The 22,148-nt window shown below is 57.0% G+C and carries 22 protein-coding genes; 13 read left to right on the top strand and 9 right to left on the bottom strand.

The genetic code is table 11. The features are described from left to right. Positions 1-79 precede the first annotated feature (79 nt). From sanA to ACOTYH_RS14800, 4 genes are all read right to left on the bottom strand, one after another. The gene (sanA, locus tag ACOTYH_RS14815; protein ID WP_017383381.1) at positions 80-790 is read right to left on the bottom strand and encodes an outer membrane permeability protein SanA; all 711 of its coding nucleotides are present in this window, start codon (positions 788-790) and stop codon (positions 80-82) included. Positions 791-917: 127 nt separating this feature from the next. Further along, positions 918-1,802: a cytidine deaminase gene (gene cdd, locus ACOTYH_RS14810; protein WP_421637804.1), complete on the bottom strand. Its 885-nt coding sequence runs from the start codon at positions 1,800-1,802 to the stop codon at positions 918-920. 128 nt (positions 1,803-1,930) lie between these two features. Further along, positions 1,931-2,626, bottom strand: coding sequence for a CidB/LrgB family autolysis modulator (locus ACOTYH_RS14805; RefSeq protein ID WP_015572322.1), 696 nt, complete (start codon positions 2,624-2,626; stop codon positions 1,931-1,933). After that, positions 2,623-3,018, bottom strand: coding sequence for a CidA/LrgA family protein (locus ACOTYH_RS14800; protein ID WP_032671768.1), 396 nt, complete (start codon positions 3,016-3,018; stop codon positions 2,623-2,625). The genes ACOTYH_RS14805 and ACOTYH_RS14800 overlap by 4 nt, the downstream gene beginning before the upstream one ends. A 168-nt stretch (positions 3,019-3,186) precedes the next feature. Here ACOTYH_RS14800 and dusC point away from each other — a divergent pair, with 168 nt between their 5' ends. From dusC to ACOTYH_RS14785, 3 genes are all read left to right on the top strand, one after another. Next, positions 3,187-4,122, top strand: coding sequence for a tRNA dihydrouridine(16) synthase DusC (dusC, locus tag ACOTYH_RS14795; protein WP_414191799.1), 936 nt, complete (start codon positions 3,187-3,189; stop codon positions 4,120-4,122). 331 nt (positions 4,123-4,453) lie between these two features. After that, positions 4,454-5,872 (top strand): multidrug resistance outer membrane protein MdtQ, encoded by a 1,419-nt coding sequence (mdtQ, locus tag ACOTYH_RS14790; protein ID WP_421637803.1) that lies wholly within the window; start codon positions 4,454-4,456, stop codon positions 5,870-5,872. Between the two features lie 50 nt (positions 5,873-5,922). Next, positions 5,923-6,687 (top strand): SDR family oxidoreductase, encoded by a 765-nt coding sequence (locus ACOTYH_RS14785; protein ID WP_072203318.1) that lies wholly within the window; start codon positions 5,923-5,925, stop codon positions 6,685-6,687. A gap of 94 nt (positions 6,688-6,781) precedes the next feature. On the opposite strand, the gene ACOTYH_RS14780 is transcribed toward ACOTYH_RS14785, so the two are convergent. Continuing rightward, positions 6,782-7,354 (bottom strand): DedA family protein, encoded by a 573-nt coding sequence (locus ACOTYH_RS14780; protein WP_032669483.1) that lies wholly within the window; start codon positions 7,352-7,354, stop codon positions 6,782-6,784. Between the two features lie 157 nt (positions 7,355-7,511). On the opposite strand from ACOTYH_RS14780, the gene ACOTYH_RS14775 reads away from it, so the two are divergent. Both ACOTYH_RS14775 and pbpG read left to right on the top strand, forming a co-directional pair. After that, complete coding sequence (locus tag ACOTYH_RS14775) at positions 7,512-8,099, top strand: Yip1 family protein (RefSeq protein ID WP_003859296.1); 588 nt, start codon at positions 7,512-7,514, stop codon at positions 8,097-8,099. 167 nt (positions 8,100-8,266) lie between these two features. Further along, positions 8,267-9,190, top strand: a complete 924-nt coding sequence (pbpG, locus tag ACOTYH_RS14770) for a D-alanyl-D-alanine endopeptidase (protein WP_015572329.1) — start codon at positions 8,267-8,269, stop codon at positions 9,188-9,190. 105 nt (positions 9,191-9,295) lie between these two features. Here pbpG and ACOTYH_RS14765 read toward each other — a convergent pair whose 3' ends face one another. Together ACOTYH_RS14765 and dld are read right to left on the bottom strand one after the other, a co-directional pair. Further along, complete coding sequence (locus ACOTYH_RS14765) at positions 9,296-9,850, bottom strand: GNAT family N-acetyltransferase (protein WP_017693051.1); 555 nt, start codon at positions 9,848-9,850, stop codon at positions 9,296-9,298. 102 nt (positions 9,851-9,952) lie between these two features. Next, positions 9,953-11,710 carry a D-lactate dehydrogenase gene (gene dld, locus ACOTYH_RS14760; RefSeq protein ID WP_023295052.1) on the bottom strand — a complete coding sequence of 586 codons (1,758 nt, stop codon included), beginning with the start codon at positions 11,708-11,710 and terminating at the stop codon, positions 9,953-9,955. A 189-nt stretch (positions 11,711-11,899) separates the two neighbouring features. Here dld and bglX point away from each other — a divergent pair, with 189 nt between their 5' ends. From bglX to ACOTYH_RS14735, 5 genes are all read left to right on the top strand, one after another. Next, complete coding sequence (gene bglX / locus ACOTYH_RS14755) at positions 11,900-14,197, top strand: beta-glucosidase BglX (RefSeq protein WP_032654276.1); 2,298 nt, start codon at positions 11,900-11,902, stop codon at positions 14,195-14,197. 136 nt (positions 14,198-14,333) lie between these two features. Beyond that, positions 14,334-15,251 carry a glycine betaine ABC transporter substrate-binding protein OsmF gene (gene osmF, locus ACOTYH_RS14750; protein ID WP_015572333.1) on the top strand — a complete coding sequence of 306 codons (918 nt, stop codon included), beginning with the start codon at positions 14,334-14,336 and terminating at the stop codon, positions 15,249-15,251. A 12-nt stretch (positions 15,252-15,263) separates the two neighbouring features. Further along, positions 15,264-16,421 carry an ABC transporter permease gene (locus ACOTYH_RS14745; RefSeq protein ID WP_017383374.1) on the top strand — a complete coding sequence of 386 codons (1,158 nt, stop codon included), beginning with the start codon at positions 15,264-15,266 and terminating at the stop codon, positions 16,419-16,421. Continuing rightward, positions 16,414-17,364 carry an ABC transporter ATP-binding protein gene (locus ACOTYH_RS14740; RefSeq protein ID WP_032654271.1) on the top strand — a complete coding sequence of 317 codons (951 nt, stop codon included), beginning with the start codon at positions 16,414-16,416 and terminating at the stop codon, positions 17,362-17,364. The genes ACOTYH_RS14745 and ACOTYH_RS14740 overlap by 8 nt, the downstream gene beginning before the upstream one ends. After that, positions 17,348-18,085 carry an ABC transporter permease gene (locus tag ACOTYH_RS14735; RefSeq protein ID WP_017383373.1) on the top strand — a complete coding sequence of 246 codons (738 nt, stop codon included), beginning with the start codon at positions 17,348-17,350 and terminating at the stop codon, positions 18,083-18,085. The genes ACOTYH_RS14740 and ACOTYH_RS14735 overlap by 17 nt, the downstream gene beginning before the upstream one ends. On the opposite strand, the gene ACOTYH_RS14730 is transcribed toward ACOTYH_RS14735, so the two are convergent. Together ACOTYH_RS14730 and mlrA are read right to left on the bottom strand one after the other, a co-directional pair. After that, positions 18,060-18,173: a protein YohO gene (locus tag ACOTYH_RS14730; protein WP_017383372.1), complete on the bottom strand. Its 114-nt coding sequence runs from the start codon at positions 18,171-18,173 to the stop codon at positions 18,060-18,062. The genes ACOTYH_RS14735 and ACOTYH_RS14730 overlap by 26 nt on opposite strands. Positions 18,174-18,242: 69 nt before the next feature. Next, complete coding sequence (gene mlrA, locus ACOTYH_RS14725) at positions 18,243-18,983, bottom strand: HTH-type transcriptional regulator MlrA (protein ID WP_017693055.1); 741 nt, start codon at positions 18,981-18,983, stop codon at positions 18,243-18,245. 218 nt (positions 18,984-19,201) lie between these two features. On the opposite strand from mlrA, the gene ACOTYH_RS14720 reads away from it, so the two are divergent. The 3 genes from ACOTYH_RS14720 to ACOTYH_RS14710 are packed head-to-tail and all read left to right on the top strand — an operon-like array spanning position 19,202 to position 22,117. Continuing rightward, complete coding sequence (locus tag ACOTYH_RS14720) at positions 19,202-20,887, top strand: LytS/YhcK type 5TM receptor domain-containing protein (RefSeq protein ID WP_421637802.1); 1,686 nt, start codon at positions 19,202-19,204, stop codon at positions 20,885-20,887. Next, positions 20,881-21,600 carry a two-component system response regulator BtsR gene (gene btsR, locus ACOTYH_RS14715; protein WP_015572336.1) on the top strand — a complete coding sequence of 240 codons (720 nt, stop codon included), beginning with the start codon at positions 20,881-20,883 and terminating at the stop codon, positions 21,598-21,600. Before ACOTYH_RS14720 ends, btsR begins: the two co-directional genes overlap by 7 nt. 46 nt (positions 21,601-21,646) lie before the next feature. Continuing rightward, a complete protein-coding gene (locus ACOTYH_RS14710) occupies positions 21,647-22,117 on the top strand; it encodes a DUF1456 family protein (RefSeq protein WP_032654261.1) in 471 nt (156 codons plus the stop codon). Positions 22,118-22,148: the final 31 nt, after the last annotated feature.

The following is a 22,148-nucleotide window of genomic DNA, read 5'->3' as shown; positions in this document are numbered from 1 at the left end:
TGGTGGCGCGACGCTTACCGGGCCTACAAAATCGCGATCGTAGGTCGGGTAAGGCGAAGCCGCCACCCGACAAAAGTTATTACTTCTTCTGAATTTCCAGCAACTGCTCTGGCGTTACCGCCGGGTAACCCTGTGCATTCTCCGGCACTTCGTGCATCGTTGGGATCGGCACCAGCGGGCCTAAAAAGCGCGGTTCACGTTTGAATAAGTACAGGTCAGCCAGTGCGCCAAAACGAGCGCCAAACTCACGTACGCGCACGCTCAGCATATCCTTTGGCGATGGCACCGCATAACACTGCGCCTGAATGCCCATATGCAGGGCGATAAACAGCGCCCGCTCGCAGTGGAAACGCTGGGTAATGATGATGAAATCATTGGTGTCGAACACCTTGCGGGTACGCACGATGGAATCAAGCGTGCGGAATCCGGCGTAGTCGAGCACGATATCGGCCGGGTCGACGCCTGCGGCAATCAGATCTTTGCGCATCGTCACCGGCTCGTTATAGCTTTGCAGCGCGTTATCGCCGCTCAGCAGCAGATAGTTCACCTTGCCGCTGTTATAGGCGTTCAGCGCGCCCTGAATACGATACCGGTAATACTGATTTATGACGCCAGTGCGGTAATACTTGGCGGTGCCAAGCACCACACCAACCTGACGGTAGGGGAGATCCTGTAGGTCATCAAAAATGTAGGGGGCTGTTTTCCAGCTCATCCAGCGGTCGAGACCCAGCACGATCAACAGCAGTATGCCGACCAGGACAGACAGGCTGTAAAACACGCGCTTTAACATGCAGATGGCTCGTACCGATGATGAAATTTCCCTCAGGCTACTGTACCCGCCTGGTTAGCGCAAGAAACAGCGATTCAACTGAGGGGTTTTTCGTCAGCCTGGCGGGCAACTCTGCCCGCCGAACAGATTATGCCAGCAGCACGCGGTCGATGGTTGAACAGCCCAGCGCTTTCAGCGTGGCTGCGGTCGCGTCCCACTGGATCAGCGGCGCATCGGCCTTTTCAGCCAGGATTGCGCGCTGAATATCTGGGTAGTCATACCCGTTCAGGCTAAGCAGGTTCAGGGCACCCTGGAGCGGAGGCAGCGTCGGGTTAAATGCGGCGTTCTCTGCATAGCTGCCGGTGAAGATGCGGCCGTCGCGGCACTGAAGGGCGACGCCGCTTGGAGATTTGCTGTATGGCGTGTGGCTTTTATTGGCGGCGGCAATGGCCGCTTCGCTCAGCTCATCTCCCGAGAGCGCATAACCGTGGTCCTGCTCGTCCATCAGCAGGGTTTTGATCTCAAGATCTTTCGGGCCGAAAGCATCCGGCAGGTAATCACCCAGCGTATGCGGTGTGCGTCCCGGCAGGTTGATACGCAGTTCAAGACCGCTGTTCAGCTCATTCATAAACTGGCGGCAGTGGCCGCAAGGGGTATAGTTGACGGTGATGGCGCGCAGGGCTTTTTCGCCGCGCAGCCAGGCGTGACTGATGGCGCTCTGCTCCGCGTGGACGGTTTGCTGCATGGTCGCACCAAGAAACTCCATGTTTCCGCCGAAGTACCAGGTTCCGCTCACGCCGCGCGCAATTGCGCCTACGTTAAAATGGGAAAGGTCAGCGCGGGCGCAGGCAGCCGCAAGGGGCAGCAGGGCGAAAGCCAGCGCGTCTTCGTCCAGCCCCGTTGCCTGTTTAAGGGCCGTGACCTGATCTGCCGTCAGCAGGGCGGGGAAATGCGCATCCGCCAGAACCGGAGCCAGGGCTGATTGCAAATTCTCTGCAAGCTGAGAGAAAGCAGCTTGAAAACGTGGATGCATGACGTTGCCTCATCAAGGTTAATGGATCGGTAGTGTACGGAGCCGTACGGCCTTTATATGTGATCCAAATCTCATTATGTGTGCAACTTATGAAATGAAAATGAAATTTGCGCGACGCATCGCAAATTTTAGCCCATGACTGCCAGAATAATCGGGAAGATAAACGGCGCGACCAGGGAAGTGATAATCCCGCAGATCACCAGCGCCAGCGAGCTGAATGCCCCTTCCTGATAATCCAGTTCCGCGCAGCGTGCGGTGCCCAGCGCGTGCGAGGCGGTACCCATCGCCAGACCGCGTGCCGCTTTGGTCCGAATTTTCATGATATTCAGCAGCGTATGACCAAACACCGCGCCCAGGATACCGACGAAAATCACGCACACGGCGCTGATGGCCGGAATGCCCCCGATGCTGCCGCCCACGGCCATGGCAATCGGCGTGGTGACGGATTTAGGCAGGATAGAGGCGGCGATCTGCGGCGACGCGCCCATCAATAAGGCCACCGAGGTACCGGTGATCATCGCAACAAGGCTACCCACAAAGCAGATGGTAATGATGGATTTCCAGCGCGCGCGGATCTGATGCAGTTGCTCATATAAAGGAAACGCCAGCGCCACCACGGCAGGCTGCAACAAATCGTTGAGGATCTTGCTCCCGGCGAAGTAACGCTCATAAGGAATGCCGGTGAGCAGCAGAAAAGGAATAATCACCACCATGGCGACCAGCAGCGGGTTGAGCAACGGCATTTTGAAACGCACCGCAAGCTTACGCGCAGCAAAGAACACCACCAGGGTTAACGGCAGGGACCACCAGATATTCGCCATCATTTTTTTGTTCTCTCCCCGACGACCTTGCGTTCGCCATGCACAATGTGTGAACTCCAGCTGACGACCAGGAATACCACCAGAGTACTGATGGCGCAGGAGACCACAATCGGGCCGAACTGCGCTTTAAGCACATCGTAATACTGCATCACCCCAACGCCGATAGGCACAAAAAGCAGGGCCATATAGCGAATGAGAACGAAGCACCCCGGATTAACCCATTTCGCGGGCAGCACCTGTAATGCCAGCAGCACAAACAGGATCAGCATGCCGATAATGCTGCCGGGTATCGTAATCGGCAGCAGCGAAGCGATAAAAATGCCGGCGTACAGGCAGGCATAAATGAGGACGAAGGCGCGAAGGTATTGCCAGATAGTATTCAGTGATTTGCTCATGGTGAAAGTCCTTGCTGAGACGTATTCATCATACAATTAAACCTGAAAATGTGCCACGGATCACATCATGAATTTTGGGCATACCAGACATTCCGCAATGGAACGCCGGGCTTTCAACATACATAGAGAGCAGCTACTATAGCGCGTCTTTTTTCACAGGTACTCAGAATGCGTGTTTTACTGGCCCCGATGGAAGGTGTGCTCGACTCTCTCGTGCGCGAGCTGCTTACCGAGGTGAACGATTACGATCTCTGCGTGACGGAGTTTCTGCGCGTGGTCGATATGTTGCTGCCAGAAAAATCATTTTATCGTCTCTGCCCGGAACTGCATCGTCAGAGCCGTACCCCGTCCGGTACGCTGGTGCGCGTCCAGCTGCTCGGCCAGTATCCTGAGTGGCTGGCTGAAAACGCCGCCCGCGCGGTAGCGCTTGGTTCGTACGGCGTCGATCTTAACTGCGGCTGTCCGTCAAAGCTGGTCAACGGCAGCGGCGGGGGGGCGACGCTACTTAAAGATCCGGAGCTGATTTATCGCGGCGCAAAGGCCATGCGTGAGGCGGTGCCATCGCACCTGCCGGTGACGGTCAAAGTGCGTCTGGGATGGGACAGCGACGACAAGCAGTTTGAAATTGCTGACGCGGTGCAGCAGGCGGGCGCCACCGAGCTGGTGGTGCACGGGCGAACCAAAGAGGATGGTTATAAAGCCGAGCGCATTAACTGGCAGGCGATTGGTGAGATCCGCAAACGGCTTACGATCCCGGTGATTGCCAACGGCGAAATCTGGGATTACGAGAGCGCGCAGGCCTGCCTCAAAGAGACCGGCTGTAATGCCGTGATGATTGGCCGCGGTGCGCTGAACGTGCCGAACCTCAGCCGGGTGGTGAAATATAATGAGCCGCGGATGCCGTGGGCGGATGTGGTGAAACTACTGCAAAAATACACGCGGCTGGAAAAGCAGGGCGATACCGGCTTGTATCACGTCGCGCGCATTAAGCAGTGGCTGAGTTATTTGCGTAAAGAGTACGAAGACGCGCTGGGATTATTTCAGGAGATCCGTACGCTACAGACGTCTGCGGATATTGCCCGGGTGATCCAGTCAAAATCCTGAGCGAAGTGTGAAGAGTTTGCCCGGCACGGAGCCGGGCAACGGAATCAGAAAATCATCTTGAATACGCCGGTTACCACCAGCAGCCCTATCAGAAATATAATCAAAATAACCCACAATAATATTTTCATTCGCCTCTCCTGCGTATGTCTGTCGAAGTAAGTGTAGCAGCCAATTCATAATTAGCATGAATACATGAAATTAAATCATTGTCTTGGGGAATAAATTTCCGGATATGAAAATGTATAACAATATGCGGATTGCCACGCGTTACTAAAAAACGGAACGTCAGTAAGCGTAAGTTGCGCCTTTATTTTTTTGAGTTCATGGCGTAATGAAACGTTCTCTTACTTTATCTCTGAGTGCTCCTCTTGTTTTTATGCTGGCCGCCTGCGCGCCGGAACATGCCACGGTGTCTCCAGTAAAAACGCAAGCCGCCGCCGCCGCTGTAAATACCCAACTGCGTCATGCCGACTGGCCAAAAAGCGAATGGTGGAAAGACTTTAACGACCCCCAGCTCAACGCGCTGATCGACAAAGCGCTGGCGGATGCGGCGGATATGCAAATTGCCCGTCAGCGTATTACCCTGGCGGAAGCACAGGCGAAAGCCGCTGTCGCTGCTGAGGGTCCACAGCTGGATTTTTCCGCAGATGTTGAACGGCAAAAAATGTCGGCAGAGGGGCTGATGGGGCCATTTGCGCTGACCGACCCGGCGGCGGGGACAACCGGCCCCTGGTACACCAACGGCACCTTTGGTCTGACGGCGGGTTGGGATCTGGATTTATGGGGTAAAAACCGCGCCCAAATTGAGGCCCGCATCGGTCAGGTGAATGCGCAAAAAGCGGAGCTGGAGCAGACCCGCCAGCTGCTCGCCAGCAGCGTCGCGCGGCTGTACTGGGACTGGCAGACCGAGGCCGCGGTGGGTGACGTACTCGCGCAAATCAAACGGGAGCAGGAAAATATCATCGGTGCCGATCGTGAGCTTTATCAGCACGGCATTACCTCCTCGGTGGAAGGCGTTGAAACGGATATCAATGCCAGCAAAACCGATGAGCAGCTCGCTGACGTGCACGGCAAAATGAAGGTCATTGAGGTGCGTCTGAATGCGTTGACCCATACCCCTTCAGTCACGCTCGCCCGGCATGCCTTACCTGACGCAGAGGCGTCGTTGCCATCAACGCTCGGTTATGAACTGCTGGCTCGGCGCCCGGATTTGCAGGAGGCGCACTGGTATATCGAAGCATCCATGAGCGAAGTGGATGCCGCCAGAGCCGCGTTCTACCCTGACATCAATTTGATGGCATTCTTGCAGCAGGATGCATTGCACCTGAGTGACCTGTTCCGCTCATCTGCGCAGCAAATGGGCGTAACCGCCGGGCTGACGCTGCCAATTTTTGACAGCGGTCGGTTGAATGCGAACCTGGATATCGCCCAGGCGCAAAACAACCTCTCCGTGGCGAACTACAACAAGGCCGTGGTAGATGCCGTAAACCAGGTTGCCCGGACGGCCAGCGAAGTGGAAACGCTGACCGCCAAAAATCAGCACCAGCAGCAGATCGAAAAAGATGCGGCGCGCGTCGTTGCGCTGGCACAGGCGCGCTTCAGCGCCGGGATCATTGCCGGCTCCCGGGTGAGTGAAGCAAAAATTCCGGCGCTCAAAGAGCGTATTACCGGGTTGATGCTGAAAGGTCAGTACGTGGATGCCACGCTCCAGCTCACCTCCGCGCTCGGTGGCGGATATCATCACGGCTAACATTGCGCATTATCTATACTTACCTCTTTGCAGATTATCAGGAGGTGAGTATGACGCGAGTCGCAATTGTTACCGCATCGGATTCAGGAATTGGCAAAACGACGGCCCTGATGCTGGCCGAACGCGGGTTTGATGTCGGAGTAACCTGGCATTCAGATGAGAAAGGGGCGCTGGCAACCTGCCGTGAAATTGAAGCGCGCGGGCAGCGTGCCGAGGCCATTCATCTCGACTTAAGCAATTTGCCGGAAGGCGCAAAGGCCATTGAAACCCTGATTACGCGTTTCGGGCGGCTGGATGTGCTGGTTAACAATGCCGGGGCGATGAATAAAGCGCCATTTCTGGACCTGTCGTTTGACGACTGGCGGCACATATTCACCGTTGACGTGGACGGCGCGTTTCTCTGCTCGCAAATCGCGGCGCGTCAGATGGTGAAGCAGGGGGAAGGGGGGCGGATCGTGAATATCACCTCGGTGCATGAACATACGCCATTGCCGGACGCCAGCGCCTATACGGCGGCCAAACATGCGCTGGGCGGGTTAACAAAGTCGATGGCGCTGGAGCTGGTTAAACATAAGATTCTGGTGAACGCCGTTGCGCCCGGAGCGATCGCCACGCCGATGAATGATATGGACGACAGCGAAGTGAAAGAAGGCGCAATGCCGGAAATCCCGCTGGCACGGCCAGGGCATACCAAAGAAATTGCCAGCCTGGTGGCGTGGCTGTGTGACAGCGACGCCAGCTACACCACCGGGCAGTCGTTTATCGTCGACGGCGGTTTTATGCTGGCGAATCCGCAGTTTAAGCCGGAGGGATAGGTTCCCCTCACCCTAACCCTCTCCCTGTGGGAGAGGGAACTAAAAACCCCCTCTCCCTGTGGGAGAGGGCCGGGGTGAGGGCATCAGGCCGCACTCACTCCTGATCCCGCCTCTTCTCTCTGTGCCGCATCCACAGCCGTACCACAATCACCACCGCAACAACCAGGATCAACCAGGCCCAGTGTTTAAGATGTTGATCGAGATTATGCAGCCACGGACCTATTACTTCGCCACCCACGTAGCCAAGCGTAGTGAAAATCAGTGCCCAGGCAATCGCCCCGAGAATGTTCAGCGGCAGGAAGATTTTCGGCGGTAAGCGGCTCGCGCCAATCAGTATTGGCCCGATGATGCGAAAGCCGTACATAAAGCGGGTACCAATCACAAACAGCCAGGGACGTCGCTGGATAAGCCGCTGAGCACGGCGAATTTTCTTTTGATGCTTAGCAAAACGTTGCAAAAGCGTCGGGCCAAAGCGCAGCCCCAGAAAGTAGAGCAGCTGATCGCCAATCATACCGCCCAACGCGACGGCGGCGACCACCAGCGAGAATTTCAGCAATCCCTGATGTGCGGCCACCCCGCCCAGCAGCGTGATGGTTTCGCCTTCCGCGACGCTGCCGATCACCAGCGCGGCGTATCCATATTGTTCAATAAGACCGTTGATATCCATTACGTAAACGTCATCTCCCTTACTGTGCCTGCGTTAATCATATACCCCATCCATCAACCGCGCGGCAATCAACGGAAATTTCCCACTGTACATAAAATAATCTAAAGCCTGCATTATACTTAAGCTATCGCTGACGGGCCGACAACAAGGGGGCGTTATGAACCATGTCTGGGGACTTTTCTCCCATCCCGATCGTGAAATGCAGGTGATCCGTAACGAGAACGAAACGGTCGCGCATCACTATACCCACCATGTCCTGCTGATGGCAGCGGTGCCGGTGGTCTGCGCGTTTATTGGTACTACGCAGATAGGCTGGAACTTTGGTGACGGCACCGTGGTTCAGCTTTCCTGGTTTACCGGACTGTACCTGGCCATTCTGTTTTATGGCCTTATGCTGGCTGGGGTGGCGGTGATGGGGCGGGTCATCCACTGGATGGCACGCAACTATCCGCAGCGCCCGTCGCTGGCACACTGTATGGTCTTCGCCGGATACGTCGCGACCCCGCTGTTTTTAAGCGGTATTGTCGCGCTCTATCCACTGGTCTGGCTGTGCGCGCTGATCGGTACGGTTGCCCTCTTTTACACCGGTTATCTGCTGTATGTAGGGGTGCCAACCTTCCTCAATATCAATAAAGAAGAGGGCCTGAGCTTCTCCAGCTCTACGCTTGCCATCGGCGTGCTGGTCCTGGAGGCGCTACTGGCCCTGACAGTTATTCTTTGGGGTTATGGATACCGTCTCTTTTAAGTTCCCTGCATTGCTGGCGTAAATGCCAGCAATGCAGCATCTGGTTATGATTCTCCGCTGGCGACAACGCACGGTGACCGCTATGATGCCGAAGCCAGCCTGTGTCTATCCGTTGACACAGGCGGTGTACGTCATAACGTGCGTGAATCATTATCAGAAGTCTCATCATGCTGAAATTTCGAGTGTCACTCCTTAGTCTTGCCCTGCTGCTGGGCGTCTCCGCTACCGCGCCAGCCATCGCCAAAACGACCGCAGTCGCCACCGCTGCTGCGCAACCCCAGATTGCGTCCGGCAGCGCGATGATCGTTGACCTGAATACCAACAAGGTGATCTACGCCAGTCATCCGGATCTGGTGCGCCCGATCGCTTCCATAACCAAAGTCATGACCGCGATGGTGGTGCTTGATGCACGACTGCCGCTGGACGAAAAGCTGAAGGTGGATATCAGCCACACGCCAGAGATGAAAGGGATCTACTCTCGCGTGCGTCTGAACAGTGAAATCAGCCGTAAAAATATGCTGCTGCTGGCGCTGATGTCCTCTGAGAACCGCGCGGCGGCAAGCCTTGCCCACCATTATCCTGGTGGTTACGACGCGTTTATCCGCGCGATGAACGCCAAAGCCAAAGCGCTGGGGATGAAAAATACCCATTTCGTAGAGCCAACCGGTCTGTCGATTCATAACGTCTCGACGGCGCGTGATTTAACCAAGCTGCTGATCGCCAGTAAGCAATACCCGCTGATCGGTCAGCTCAGTACCACGCGTGAGGAGATGGCGACATTCTCGAACCCGGCGTATACGCTGCCGTTCCGCAACACTAACCATCTGGTGTATCGCGATAACTGGAATATTCAGTTAACCAAGACCGGATTCACTAATGCGGCAGGGCACTGCCTGGTGATGCGCACCGTGTTTAACGGTAAGCCAGTGGCGCTGGTGGTGATGGATGCCTTCGGCAAATATACCCACTTTGCGGACGCCAGCCGCCTGCGCACCTGGATTGAAACCGGGAAAGTGCAGCCGGTGCCGGCTTCAGCGCTGGCGTATAAAAAGCAGAAAGCGGAACAGATGGCGACGGCGCAGAACGACTGAGCCGCCTGTCTGTGCCGGGTGGCGGCTTCGCCTTACCCGGCCTACGGCCCTAAAGCGGCCCCGATACGTAGGCCCGGTAAGCGAAGCGCCACCGGGCGAAAGCGCCTACTCCGGCAGCGTCCAGTCACCATCGTTGAGTGGACGCTGCATGATCAACGTATCCCGCCAGTCCCCCTTCTTATACCCCACGCTGCGCAGTTGACCGACAACCTCGAAGCCATGTTTTTTATGCAGCCGTAACGATCCCGCATTATTGTTTCCGTCACCAACCACGGCAATCATCTGCCGCCAGGGTCCTTGTTCACAACGGGCGATCAGTGCCTGGAGTAAGGCCGAGCCAAACCCGCGCCCGGTAGTGCTGGCATCCACATAGATGGATTCCTCAAGGGTGTACCGGTAGGCCTGGCGTGGACGATAAAACGTGGCGTAGCAGTAGCCGACAACAATGCCGCGATACAACGCAACCAGCCACGGTAAACCGCTGTCGGTCACGCTCTTCATCCGCTGAAGCATCTCATCGACGGTGGGAGGAACTTCCTCGAAGGACGCACGGCCATGAAGCACATGCCAGGCGTATATCGCCGAGATGGCATGCGCATCGTCAGGAAGGGCGTCGCGCACCTCGATTTCAGTTTCGGGGAAAATTTCTACAGCCGACATGTTCTGCCCGCTCCTTGTTTGGAAAGCCAGAGAAACGTTTCTCTGGCAACAGGCAGATACTCTAGTACGTTTGAGGAGGGCTTAACAATCTCTTAAATTTGGCTATAAGAGTTCATCAGAGGCTTGCGTATTGTGCTCCTCTGTTTCGGCACTCTCTTTCCAGTATTTCTTCCGCGTTGTCTTACCAATGCCGGGGTTCATACTGTTTGTAGGGTCATTTTTGCGATAAAACTGTTTAAGCGTCTCCGGCGCTTTATACAGGTGTCCCACGTTGTGCTCGGCAGGATATTGCGCGCCACGCTCGTGCAGCAGCGCCAGCATCTGTTCTTTCAGCGCATGCGCATCAACCCCTTTTTTGACGATGTAATCCTGGTGGAAGACATAGCACATAAAGTGGCCGTAATAGAGCTTATGCACCAGCTTGCTGTCGATCTCCGGCGGCAGATGTTCAAACCACTCGGTATCGTTGCGACGCAGGGCGATATCCAGCGCCAGAATATCCTCCACCTCTTCGGAATGCACCGCCTGATAACGGATGGCAGCACCCGCCGCGGCGAAGCGGTGCAGGAAGGCTTTGCTGCCTTCTTCCGGCGTACAGGCAAAGAAATCCCCGTCGGCGGTTTTGAAGAATTCGGTGAGCCAGCTCTGCGCTTCGGCAATTCCGTCCCCGGCCATTTTCAGCAGCAGATGGTGCTCATACTTGTCGTGCCAGGTCTTCATCCGCTCCGGTAAATGCGCCGGGAAGACGTTACCCAGCTTCTGCATAAAGCGGTCGGTGAAGTGCGGTTTGAACAACGATACTTTCTCCAGCATCGCGTCGGTGCGGCCCTTCATAGTGAAGAAGAACGGCATTTTGTCGGTGCCGAGCTTGTCGATCATCAGGAAGGTATCTTTGCCGTAGCGCTCGGCGATGTCGTAAATGTCCCGGTGCATATACTCGCCCGCCACCGGCAGGTGAGTGAACTCGGCCAGAATATGACGACGGATCTCCGTTAGCACCTCCGGCTGATTGGTGCCGATGTAAAACACCTGCTGCTTTTTCTCTGCCGGGAAGGTATCGAGGCGCACCGCAAAAACGGCCAGCTTGCCCGCGCAGCCGGAGGATTCAAACAGGCGATCCGGATCGGCGTTATAGCGCGCCGGCGTATCGGCATTGATATCGCGCACGCGGGTGATGTAATCGTGGTCATGCGCGTGACGGCCATCGTGCTGAACGTCTTCGTCCTTCACGCGGTCATCGTCAAGTTTGCTGAGGATCTGTTCAGGCGTTACGCCCAGATCGATCCCCAGATGGTTAACCAGCGTCAGCTTGCCGTTTTCATCGATACGGGCGAACAGCGACATTTCCGTGTAAGCCGGGCCGCGCTGCACCAGCGAGCCGCCGGAGTTATTGCAGATCCCGCCGATCACCGAGGCGCCAATGCACGATGAGCCGATCACCGAGTGCGGTTCGCGTCCCAGCGGCTTAAGCGCTTTTTCCAGCGAGTAAAGCGTGGTGCCGGGGAAGGCGAGCACCTGTTCGCCCTTGTCCAGCAGGTGCAGTTTGTCGAGGCGCAGGGTGCTGATAATCACGATGTCACGATCGTAATCGTTGCCGTTCGGCGTGGAGCCTTCGGTCAGGCCGGTATTCGCAGCCTGCATTAAAATAATCTTGTCTGCCGCAACGCAGGCGCTGAGCACGCGCCACAGTTCGAGCAACGTACCGGGGAAGACTACCGCCAGCGCGTCGCCCTGGCCGGAGCGAAAGCCCTTCCGATAGCGGGCGGTTTTGGCCGGGTCGGTAAGCAGGTGAGAGTGACCAACCAGGCGAGACAGTTCGTTAATAAATGTAGTGTTATCGTCAGTTCGAACAGAAGACATCTTCCACTCCTTGTGGTGGGGCAAATTTCTCGCTGTAAAGCATAGCGCGATTAGCCGTTGAGCGGTCGGGTATTCATGAGAAAAATCAGAGAATAACCCTGCAAGGTTTTCAGGCTTTATGGCACACTGCGCTTTTCGCACGGTCTGGCCGGGTGCTTCCCGCGGTTATTGATGAGAGAGAATAACAACATGAAATGGCTATGTTCTGTAGGTGTCGCCGTCAGCCTGGCGCTGCAACCTGCGCTGGCAGAGGATTTGTTTGGTAATCACCCGCTCACGCCCGAAGCCCGCGACGCCTTTGTCACGGATTTACTCAAAAAGATGACGGTCGATGAGAAAATCGGCCAGCTGCGCCTGATCAGCGTCGGTCCGGATAACCCGAAGGAAGCCATTCGCGAGATGATCAAAGACGGGCAGGTAGGGGCCATTTTTAACACCGTTACCCGCCAGGATATCCGCAAGATGCAGGATCAGGTGATGGAGCTGAGCCGCCTGAAAATTCCACTGTTCTTCGCTTATGACGTGGTGCACGGCCAGCGTACCGTCTTCCCGATTAGCCTCGGCTTAGCCTCCTCTTTTAATCTTGATGCGGTGAAAACCGTCGGGCGCGTTTCGGCATATGAAGCCGCAGACGACGGCCTGAATATGACCTGGGCGCCGATGGTTGACGTCTCCCGCGATCCGCGCTGGGGCCGCGCTTCGGAGGGCTTCGGTGAAGACACGTATTTAACCGCCACGATGGGCAAAACCATGGTGGAAGCGATGCAGGGCAAAAGCCCGGCAGATCGTTACTCGGTCATGACCAGCGTCAAGCACTTCGCCGCCTATGGCGCGGTGGAGGGCGGTAAAGAGTACAACACCGTCGACATGAGCCCACAGCGCCTGTTCAACGACTACATGCCGCCATACAAGGCAGGGCTGGACGCGGGCAGCGGGGCGGTGATGGTAGCGCTGAACTCTCTCAACGGCACGCCTGCCACCTCCGATTCGTGGCTGCTGAAAGACGTGTTGCGCGACCAGTGGGGCTTTAAGGGCATTACCGTCTCTGACCACGGCGCGATTAAAGAGCTGATTAAACACGGCACGGCGTCCGATCCGGAAGACGCGGTACGCGTGGCGCTCAAGTCCGGCATCAACATGAGCATGAGCGACGAGTATTACAGCAAATACCTGCCGGGGCTGGTGAAGAGCGGCAAAGTGACGATGGCAGAGCTGGACGACGCCGCTCGCCACGTGCTGAACGTGAAATATGACATGGGGCTGTTTAACGATCCTTACAGCCATCTGGGGCCGAAGGATTCAGACCCGGCGGACACTAACGCCGAAAGCCGTCTGCACCGTAAGGAAGCCCGGGAAGTAGCGCGCGAAAGCCTGGTGCTGCTGAAAAACCGTCTCGACACGCTGCCGCTGAAAAAATCCGGCACCATTGCCGTGGTTGGTCCGCTGGCCGACAGCAAGCGCGACGTCATGGGCAGCTGGTCCGCCGCAGGCGTGGCGGATCAGTCCGTTACCGTGCTGACCGGCATTAAGAGCGCCGTGGGTGATAATGCAAAAGTGGTTTACGCCAAAGGCGCGAACGTCACCAACGATAAAGACATCGTGACCTTCCTCAACCAGTACGAGGAAGCGGTGAAGGTGGATCCGCGCACGCCGAAAGAGATGATCGACGAAGCGGTGAACGCCGCGAAGCAGTCCGACGTGGTGGTCGCGGTGGTGGGTGAAGCGCAGGGGATGGCGCACGAAGCCTCCAGCCGTACCGACATCACTATCCCGCAGAGCCAGCGCGATCTGATCGCGGCCCTGAAAGCCACCGGCAAGCCGCTGGTGCTGGTGCTGATGAACGGGCGTCCGCTGGCGCTGGTGAAAGAAGACCAGCAGGCTGACGCTATTCTGGAAACCTGGTTCGCCGGTACCGAAGGCGGTAACGCCATTGCCGACGTGCTGTTTGGCGATTACAACCCGTCCGGCAAGCTGCCGATGTCCTTCCCGCGCTCCGTCGGGCAGATCCCAGTTTACTACAGCCACCTGAACACTGGTCGTCCGTATAACGCTGACAAGCCGAACAAGTACACGTCTCGTTATTTCGATGAGGCGAACGGCCCGCTGTATCCGTTTGGCTATGGCCTGAGCTACACCACCTTCAAGGTGTCTGACGTGAAAATGTCGGCGCCGACCCTGAAGCATGACGGCAAAGTGACCGCCAGCGTGGAGGTGACCAACAGCGGCAAACGCGAAGGCGCGACGGTGATCCAGATGTACATTCAGGATGTCACGGCCTCCATGAGCCGTCCGGTGAAACAGCTGCGCGGCTTCGAGAAGGTCAACCTGAAACCGGGCGAAACCAGAACGGTCAGCTTCCCGATTGACGTGAATGCGCTGAAGTTCTGGAACCAGCAGATGAAATACGATGCCGAGCCTGGCAAATTCAACGTCTTCATTGGCGTGGATTCCGCCCGCGTGAACAAAGCCGAATTCGAGCTGCAATAATCTTACCTTCCTCCCCATCCCCCGCCTGGCGGGGGATGCCTCTCATCTTGTACGAAAAACGGTTAAATTCGCTGTTTTAAGCTACGCTTTTGTCTCAAGCCTATGAAAAAGGCCACAAAATAATGAGGAAAGCAGAATGACGATTATTAAGGGGATAACAGGATCGGCGGTGCTTCTGGCGGCGCTAAGCCTGCCGCTACAGGCCGCAGAGCCGGTTAAGGTGGGTTCCAAAATTGATACCGAGGGCGCGTTGCTCGGCAATATCATTTTGCAGGTACTCGAAAGCCACGGCGTGAAAACGGTCAATAAAGTACAGCTTGGCACCACACCTGTCGTACGCGGTGCCATCACGTCCGGCGAGCTGGATATCTACCCGGAATACACCGGCAACGGGGCATTCTTCTTCAAGGATGAAAACGATCCGGCCTGGAAAAATGCCAAAGCCGGGTACGAAAAAGTCAAAAAGCTGGACGCGGAAAAAAATAAGCTGGTCTGGCTTACGCCGGCACCGGCCAACAACACCTGGACCATCGCGGTGCGTAAAGATATTGCCGAGAAAGGCAAGCTCACCTCGCTTGACGATCTCAGCCGCTACCTGAAAGAGAAGGGCGAGTTTAAGCTCGCGGCCTCGGCAGAGTTTATCGAGCGCGCTGATGCCCTGCCAGCGTTTGAAAAAGCCTATGATTTCAAGCTCGATCAGTCCCAGTTGCTCTCGCTGGCGGGCGGCGACACGGCGGTGACCATTAAGGCGGCGGCGCAGCAAACCTCTGGCGTCAACGCGGCGATGGCCTACGGCACCGACGGCCCGGTTGCGGCGCTTGGTCTGCAAACCCTGACCGACCCAAAAGGCGTTCAGCCCATTTACGCCCCAACCCCGGTCGTGCGCGAGGCGGTGCTGAAAGCCTACCCGGATATTGCGGAATGGCTCAAACCGGTGTTTGAAAAACTGGATGCGAAAACGCTGCAACAGCTGAATGCCAGCATTGCCGTTGAGGGGCTGGATGCCAAAAAGGTGGCTGCCGACTTCCTGAAACAACAAGGGCTTGTGAAGTAACGGGACAAGGCTGTGCCAATAAAATGTCATAACCGCGTCCTGCTGCTGTTGGCCTGTGTGGCCATTGCGGCGGTCGCGTTACCCTTTGTAAATGTCGCGCCAAACCGTCTGGTGTCGGGCGAACCGCGCGCGCTCTGGCAGATCTGGTCATTTACGCCGCTACTGCTGGGCGCGGCGCTGGCGAGTACTGTAGCCTTAGCCTTCTGGCCAGGGCGAGCCGCCCTTTGGCTGACGCTTCTGCTCAGCGAAGCACTGTTTATCGTGCTGTTCTGGAGCGCGGGACAGGCGGCAACGCAGATGGCCTCGGTTGAAAGCCCGCTGGCGCGCACGTCGATTGGCAGCGGGCTGTGGCTGTGGCTGGCACTTTGTCTGCTGGTCTGTAGCGATGCCATTCGCCGTCTCACGCCGCTACCCGTCTGGCGCTGGCTGCTGAACGCGCAATTCTGGGTCATCCCTCTGCTGATCCTCTTCAGCGGCGATCTGAATCAACTCTCGCTGTTAAAAGAGTACGCCAACCGCCAGGAGGTGTTTGACAACGCGCTGGCGCAACATCTGACGATCCTGTTCGGGACGCTGATCCCGGCGCTGCTGCTGGGCGTGCCGCTGGGCATCGGGTGCTACCGGCATCCCAGCCGCCAGGGCGCCGTCTTTACCGTGCTCAACGTTATTCAGACCATCCCCTCCGTTGCCCTGTTTGGCCTGCTGATTGCCCCCCTGGCCGGTCTGGTGAAATCCTTCCCTGCGTTGGCCGCGGCAGGCATTGCCGGAACCGGGCTGACGCCTGCCCTTATCGCCCTTGTGCTGTATGCGCTGCTGCCGCTGGTGCGCGGCGTGGTGGCGGGGTTAAGCCAGGTTCCGCCTGACGTGCTGGAAAGCGCCCATGCGATGGGGATGAGTGCGCGCCAGTGTTTCTGGAAAATACAGCTGCCGCTTGCGCTTCCGCTGCTGGTTCGCAGCCTGCGGGTGGTGACGGTGCAAACCGTGGGGATGGCGGTGATTGCCGCGCTGATCGGGGCGGGCGGCTTTGGGGCACTGGTGTTCCAGGGGCTGCTGAGCAGCGCGCTGGATCTGGTGCTGCTGGGCGTTGTGCCCACGATTGCGCTGGCGGTCGTACTGGATGCCCTGTTTGCCCTGTGGCTCGCGCTGCTCAGGAGAAGAGCCAATGATTGAATTTCATGATGTGAGTAAAACCTTTGCGGGCCGTCCGGCGGCAAGCCACCTCAATCTGCATTTTGCCGAGGGAGCGTTCTCGGTATTGATCGGGACGTCGGGGTCGGGAAAATCGACGACGCTGAAGATGATCAACCGGCTGGTGGAACATGACAGCGGGACGATTCGCTTTGCCGGAGAGGAGATCCGCAGCCTGCCGGTGCTGGAACTGCGGCGGCGTATGGGCTACGCCATTCAGTCCATCGGCCTGTTTCCCCACTGGACGGTGGCCCAGAACATTGCCACCGTGCTACAACTGGAAAAATGGTCCCGGGGGAAGATCAATGAGCGTGTCGACGAGCTGATGGCGCTGCTGGGCCTGGACGCGTCGCTTCGCGACCGCTATCCGCACCAGCTTTCCGGCGGACAGCAGCAGCGGGTCGGGGTGGCGCGCGCGCTGGCCGCTAACCCGCAGGTGCTGCTGATGGATGAGCCCTTCGGCGCGCTGGATCCGGTCACCCGCGGCGCACTTCAGGCGGAGATGAGTCGCATCCACCGTATTCTAGGGCGCACCATCGTGCTGGTGACGCATGATATCGACGAAGCGCTGCGGCTGGCCGATCGTCTGATACTGATGGATCACGGCGAAGTCGTCCAGCAGGGTACGCCGCTTGAGCTGTTAACCTCGCCGGCGAATGATTTTGTGCGTGAATTTTTTGGCCGCAGCGAGCTGGGCGTCAGGCTGCTCTCGCTGCGCACCGTCAGGGACTATCTGCGTCCGCACGATGCGCAAATCGGTGGTGAACCGCTGCACGATGGGATGAGCCTGCGCGATGCCCTGTCGGCGTTTGTCGCCCGGCAGTGCGAGGTATTACCCGTTGCGGACGGGCAGGGGACGCCATGCGGGACGATCCATTTTCGCGATCTGCTGGCGGGGGAGGTGACGCGTGAAGTGGGTCCGTGATCCGTTACTCTGGCTGACAGGGCTGTTTATCGCCTTACTCTACCTGATGCCGCACAGCGCGGCGCTGTTTAATGCGCTTATCCCCGGGCTGCCGCGCCCGGTGTACCAGCAGGAGAGCTTTGTTAATCTCACCCTGGCGCACTTCTGGCTGGTGGCGGTGTCAAGCGTGATTGCCATCGTGCTGGGCACAGGCGCCGGGATTGCGGTGACGAGACCCGCGGGCAGGGAGTTTCGTCCGCTGGTGGAGACCATCGCCGCAACGGGGCAGACCTTCCCGCCGGTGGCCGTGCTGGCGATTGCCGTGCCGGCGATCGGTTTTGGGCAGGAGCCTGCCATCATTGCGCTGATTTTGTACGGCGTGTTGCCCATTCTGCAAGGGACGCTGGCGGGGATTGCGGCGGTGCCTGCATCGGTGCTGAGCGTAGCGGAAGGGATGGGGATGAGCGCCTGGCAGCGGCTGGTGAAGGTCGAACTGCCGCTGGCCGCACCGGTGATTATCGCCGGCGTGCGAACGTCCGTGATTATCAACATTGGTACGGCAACCATCGCCTCGACGGTCGGAGCCAATACGCTGGGAACGCCGATCATTATCGGGTTAAGCGGGTTTAATACGGCTTACATTATTCAGGGGGCGGTTCTGGTTGCGCTGGCGGCGATTGTGGTGGATCGCCTGTTTGAACGCCTGGCCGGATACCTCAGCCAACACCGCCGCGAACAATAAATGAATAACCTGCAAGCATAACGCCACCGATACCGCTGATGGCCATCAGTGCAAAGAGGGTAATTACGGCCAGTTTCGTTGCCTTCATCATGTGCTCCTGTTGTTAACGGAACAATTATACGGTGAAGCGCAGCTGTTAATGAACCATTAAATGCCGTTACGACGCATTTGGCCCCAGCGAGTAAACGGGATAACCATGTTCGCGCCATTCCGTCAGGAGCTGCTGCTGGGAAGCGGAGGGGACTTCGCCGCACCAGACCAGCAGCGTCTGTCCCTCAAACAGTTCCGGCCTGAGCTGGGCCAGGGAGTGGGCAAGCACGTCAACGCGCCAGCCCTGCTGGGTGGCAATCCAGGCTTCGAGCCACAGTCGGGTGGTATCGTGTACGTTCCAGCCGATCACCAGCGCATCTTTGCTGTTTTTATTCCGCGCTGAGGCAAGACAGACGGAAATATAGTTAATCAGCACGCCATCAAGCATGCTGAGCAGTGCCTGTAAGGTGGTTTGCTGACACTGAAGCCGACGCCGTAGGGGAATAAAAAGATGGGTGATCAAGGTTTGCGCCGGGTAGTCTCGACCCTGTTCTTTGATCCAGCCGCGCAAACGCTGCAAATTGCCACTCTGCAACAGCCTCAGCAGCGTTTCCTGCTGCTCGCGCCAGAGAAGCTGCGTATCTGGATCGTCCTGGCTCAGAAGCGATTTTACCTTGCCGACCTGTACGCCATTGTCGATCCAGCTTTTGATCTCGCGGATCCGGTCAATATCCGCATCGTTAAACAGGCGGTGCCCGCCGTCCGTTCTTTGCGGCTTAAGCAATCCATACCGTCGCTGCCACGCCCGTAGCGTAACGGGATTGATATCACACAGGAGTGCCACTTCACCTATTGTGTAAAGCGCCATTTTCGCCCCCAGGCTTGCGCGTCCCCAGCTTAACTGTAGACCCACTTTGCGGAACCAGGAAGATTTGATTCTTTTTTGTACAAATTATACGAAAGACAGGTTATCTCCGGCAAAAGGTGTGATGGCGGACACGATTTATCGCTTTTTTGGCACGTTTCAAAGAAAGTTAACCGCTATCAGTGTATGTTACGCGTTTTTAGAATGTGCGGTTTGTGAGTATGTACGAGTTTAATCTGGTGCTGCTGTTGCTTCAGCAGATGTGCGTGTTCCTTGTCATCGCCTGGTTGATGAGCAAAACGCGCCTGTTTATCCCGCTGATGCAGGTCACCGTCCGTCTGCCGCACAAATTCCTCTGCTACGTCGTATTTTCCATATTCTGCATTATGGGGACCTGGTTTGGTCTCCATATCGAAGATTCCATCGCCAATACGCGCGCCATCGGCGCGGTAATGGGCGGGCTGCTCGGAGGCCCGGTTGTCGGCGGTCTGGTGGGGTTAACCGGCGGCCTGCACCGCTATTCGATGGGCGGTATGACGGCGCTGAGCTGCATGATCTCCACCATCGTCGAAGGGCTGCTCGGTGGTCTCGTCCACAGCTATATGATTAAGCGCGGTCGCCCGGATAGAGTGTTCAGTCCCTTTACCGCAGGGGCGATTACCTTCGTGGCGGAAATGGCGCAGATGGCGATCATCCTGCTGATCGCGCGCCCGTTTGACGATGCGTTACATCTGGTCAGCAGCATTGCCGCACCGATGATGGTCACCAATACCGTAGGTGCGGCGCTGTTTATGCGCATTCTGCTCGACAAACGCGCCATGTTCGAAAAATACACCTCGGCATTTTCTGCCACCGCCTTAAAAGTTGCGGCGTCGACGGAAGGGATCCTGCGGCAGGGATTCAACGAGGAGAACAGTATGAAGGTGGCGCAGGTGCTGTATAAAGAGCTGGATATCGGAGCCGTGGCGATTACCGATCGCGAGAAGCTGCTGGCGTTTACCGGTACCGGCGACGACCACCATCTGCCGGGCAAACCGATCTCCTCGGCCTATACCCTGCGCGCTATTGAAACGGGTGAAGTGGTGTATGCCGACGGAAATGAAGTGCCGTACCGCTGTTCCCTGCATCCGCAGTGCAAACTCGGCTCTACGCTGGTCATTCCCCTGCGGGGTGAAAACCAGCGCGTCATGGGCACTATTAAGCTTTACGAAGCCAAAAACCGCCTGTTCAGCTCCATCAACCGCACGCTGGGGGAGGGGATCGCCCAGCTGCTTTCGGCGCAAATCCTGGCGGGGCAGTATGAACGGCAAAAAGCGCTGCTGACGCAGTCAGAAATTAAGCTCCTGCACGCTCAGGTGAACCCGCATTTCCTGTTTAACGCGCTCAACACGCTGAAGGCGGTGATCCGCCGCGACAGCGATCAGGCCGCGCAGCTGGTGCAATTTCTCTCGACCTTTTTCCGCAAAAATCTGAAGCGACCCTCGGAGATCGTCACCCTCGCGGACGAGATTGAGCATGTAAACGCCTATCTGCAAATTGAAAAAGCGCGCTTCCAGTCACGTTTACAGGTGTCGTTATCCGTCCCGGACGATCTGGCGTATCAGCATCTTCCGGCCTTTACCCTGCAACCGATTGTAGAAAATGCCATTAAGCATGGGACGTCGCAGCTGCTGGGAAGTGGAGAGATTATGATTTCCGCTTCCCGTTTTAACCACCATCTGGTGCTGGATATTGAAGACAACGCGGGGCTGTATGAAGCTTCCGCGTCAGGCGGTCTGGGCATGAGCCTGGTGGATAAACGCCTGCGCGCGCATTTTGGTGACGACTGCGGTATCACCGTCGCCTGTGAGCCAGACCGCTATACCCGAATTACCTTACGATTGCCGCTGGAGGAGAACGCATGTTAAGAGTGCTGATTGTCGATGATGAGCCGTTAGCACGGGAAAACCTGCGTGTTCTGTTGCAGGAGCAGAGTGATATCGAGGTTGTGGGGGAATGTGCCAATGCGATTGAAGGCATCGGTGCGGTGCATAAACTGCGCCCGGACGTGCTGTTCCTCGATATTCAGATGCCGCGCATCAGCGGGCTGGAGATGGTCGGCATGCTCGACCCGGAGCACCGTCCCTATATCGTCTTTCTGACGGCCTTTGATGAGTACGCGGTAAAGGCGTTTGAAGAGCACGCATTTGATTATCTGCTGAAGCCGATTGAAGAGAAACGGCTTGAAAAGACCCTGACCCGCCTGCATCAGGAGCGTACCGTGCAGGACGTGACGCTGCTGCCGGAGCATCAGCAGCCCCTGAAGTTTATACCCTGTACCGGGCACAGCCGGATTTACCTCCTGCAAATGGACGACGTTGCCTTTGTCAGCAGCCGTCTGAGCGGGGTATACGTCACCAGCGCTGAAGGTAACGAAGGCTTTACCGAGCTGACCCTGCGCACGCTGGAGAGCCGCACGCCGCTAATCCGCTGCCATCGTCAGTATCTGGTGAACATGGCGCACCTGAAAGAGATCCGTCTGGAAGATAACGGCCAGGCCGAGCTGGTGTTACGTGCCGGGCAAACCGTTCCCGTCAGTCGTCGCTACCTGAAAAGTTTGAAAGAGGCGATAGGGCTGTAAAACTGGTACACTGCGCGCCATTGCATCATCGACATTCGAAGGCTCTATGCTAAGTAACGATATTCTTCGTAGCCTGCGCTACACCCTGAAAGCGAACAATAATGACATGGTGCGCATTCTTGCGCTCTCCGACATGGAATCCACGTCCGCCGGGTTCGACACCTGGATGACTAAAGAAGATGAAGAGAGTTTTGTTCGCTGCCCGGACATTATTCTGTCGGGCTTTCTGAATGGCCTGATCTACGACAAGCGCGGCAAAGATGAATCTGCGCCTGAGCTGGCGCTGGAGCGTCGGGTGAATAACAACACGGTGCTGAAAAAGCTGCGTATTGCTTTCTCCCTGAAAACTGACGACATTCTGGCGATCATGACCGAGCAGAAATTTCGCGTGTCGATGCCGGAAATCACCGCCATGATGCGCGCGCCGGATCATAAGAATTACCGCGAGTGTGGGGATCAGTTTCTGCGTTATTTCCTGCGTGGGTTGACGCAGCGGGTGCATAACCAGAAGGGGTGATTTTAGCCGGATGGCGGCTTCGCCTGACCCG

It is taken from the genome of Enterobacter cloacae complex sp. SHL001 (genome assembly GCF_049236825.1).
Taxonomy (GTDB): Bacteria; Pseudomonadota; Gammaproteobacteria; order Enterobacterales; family Enterobacteriaceae; genus Enterobacter; species Enterobacter hormaechei_C.
Note: the sequence above shows the minus strand (reverse complement) of the source record. Positions and strands in the feature narration are given on the sequence as shown.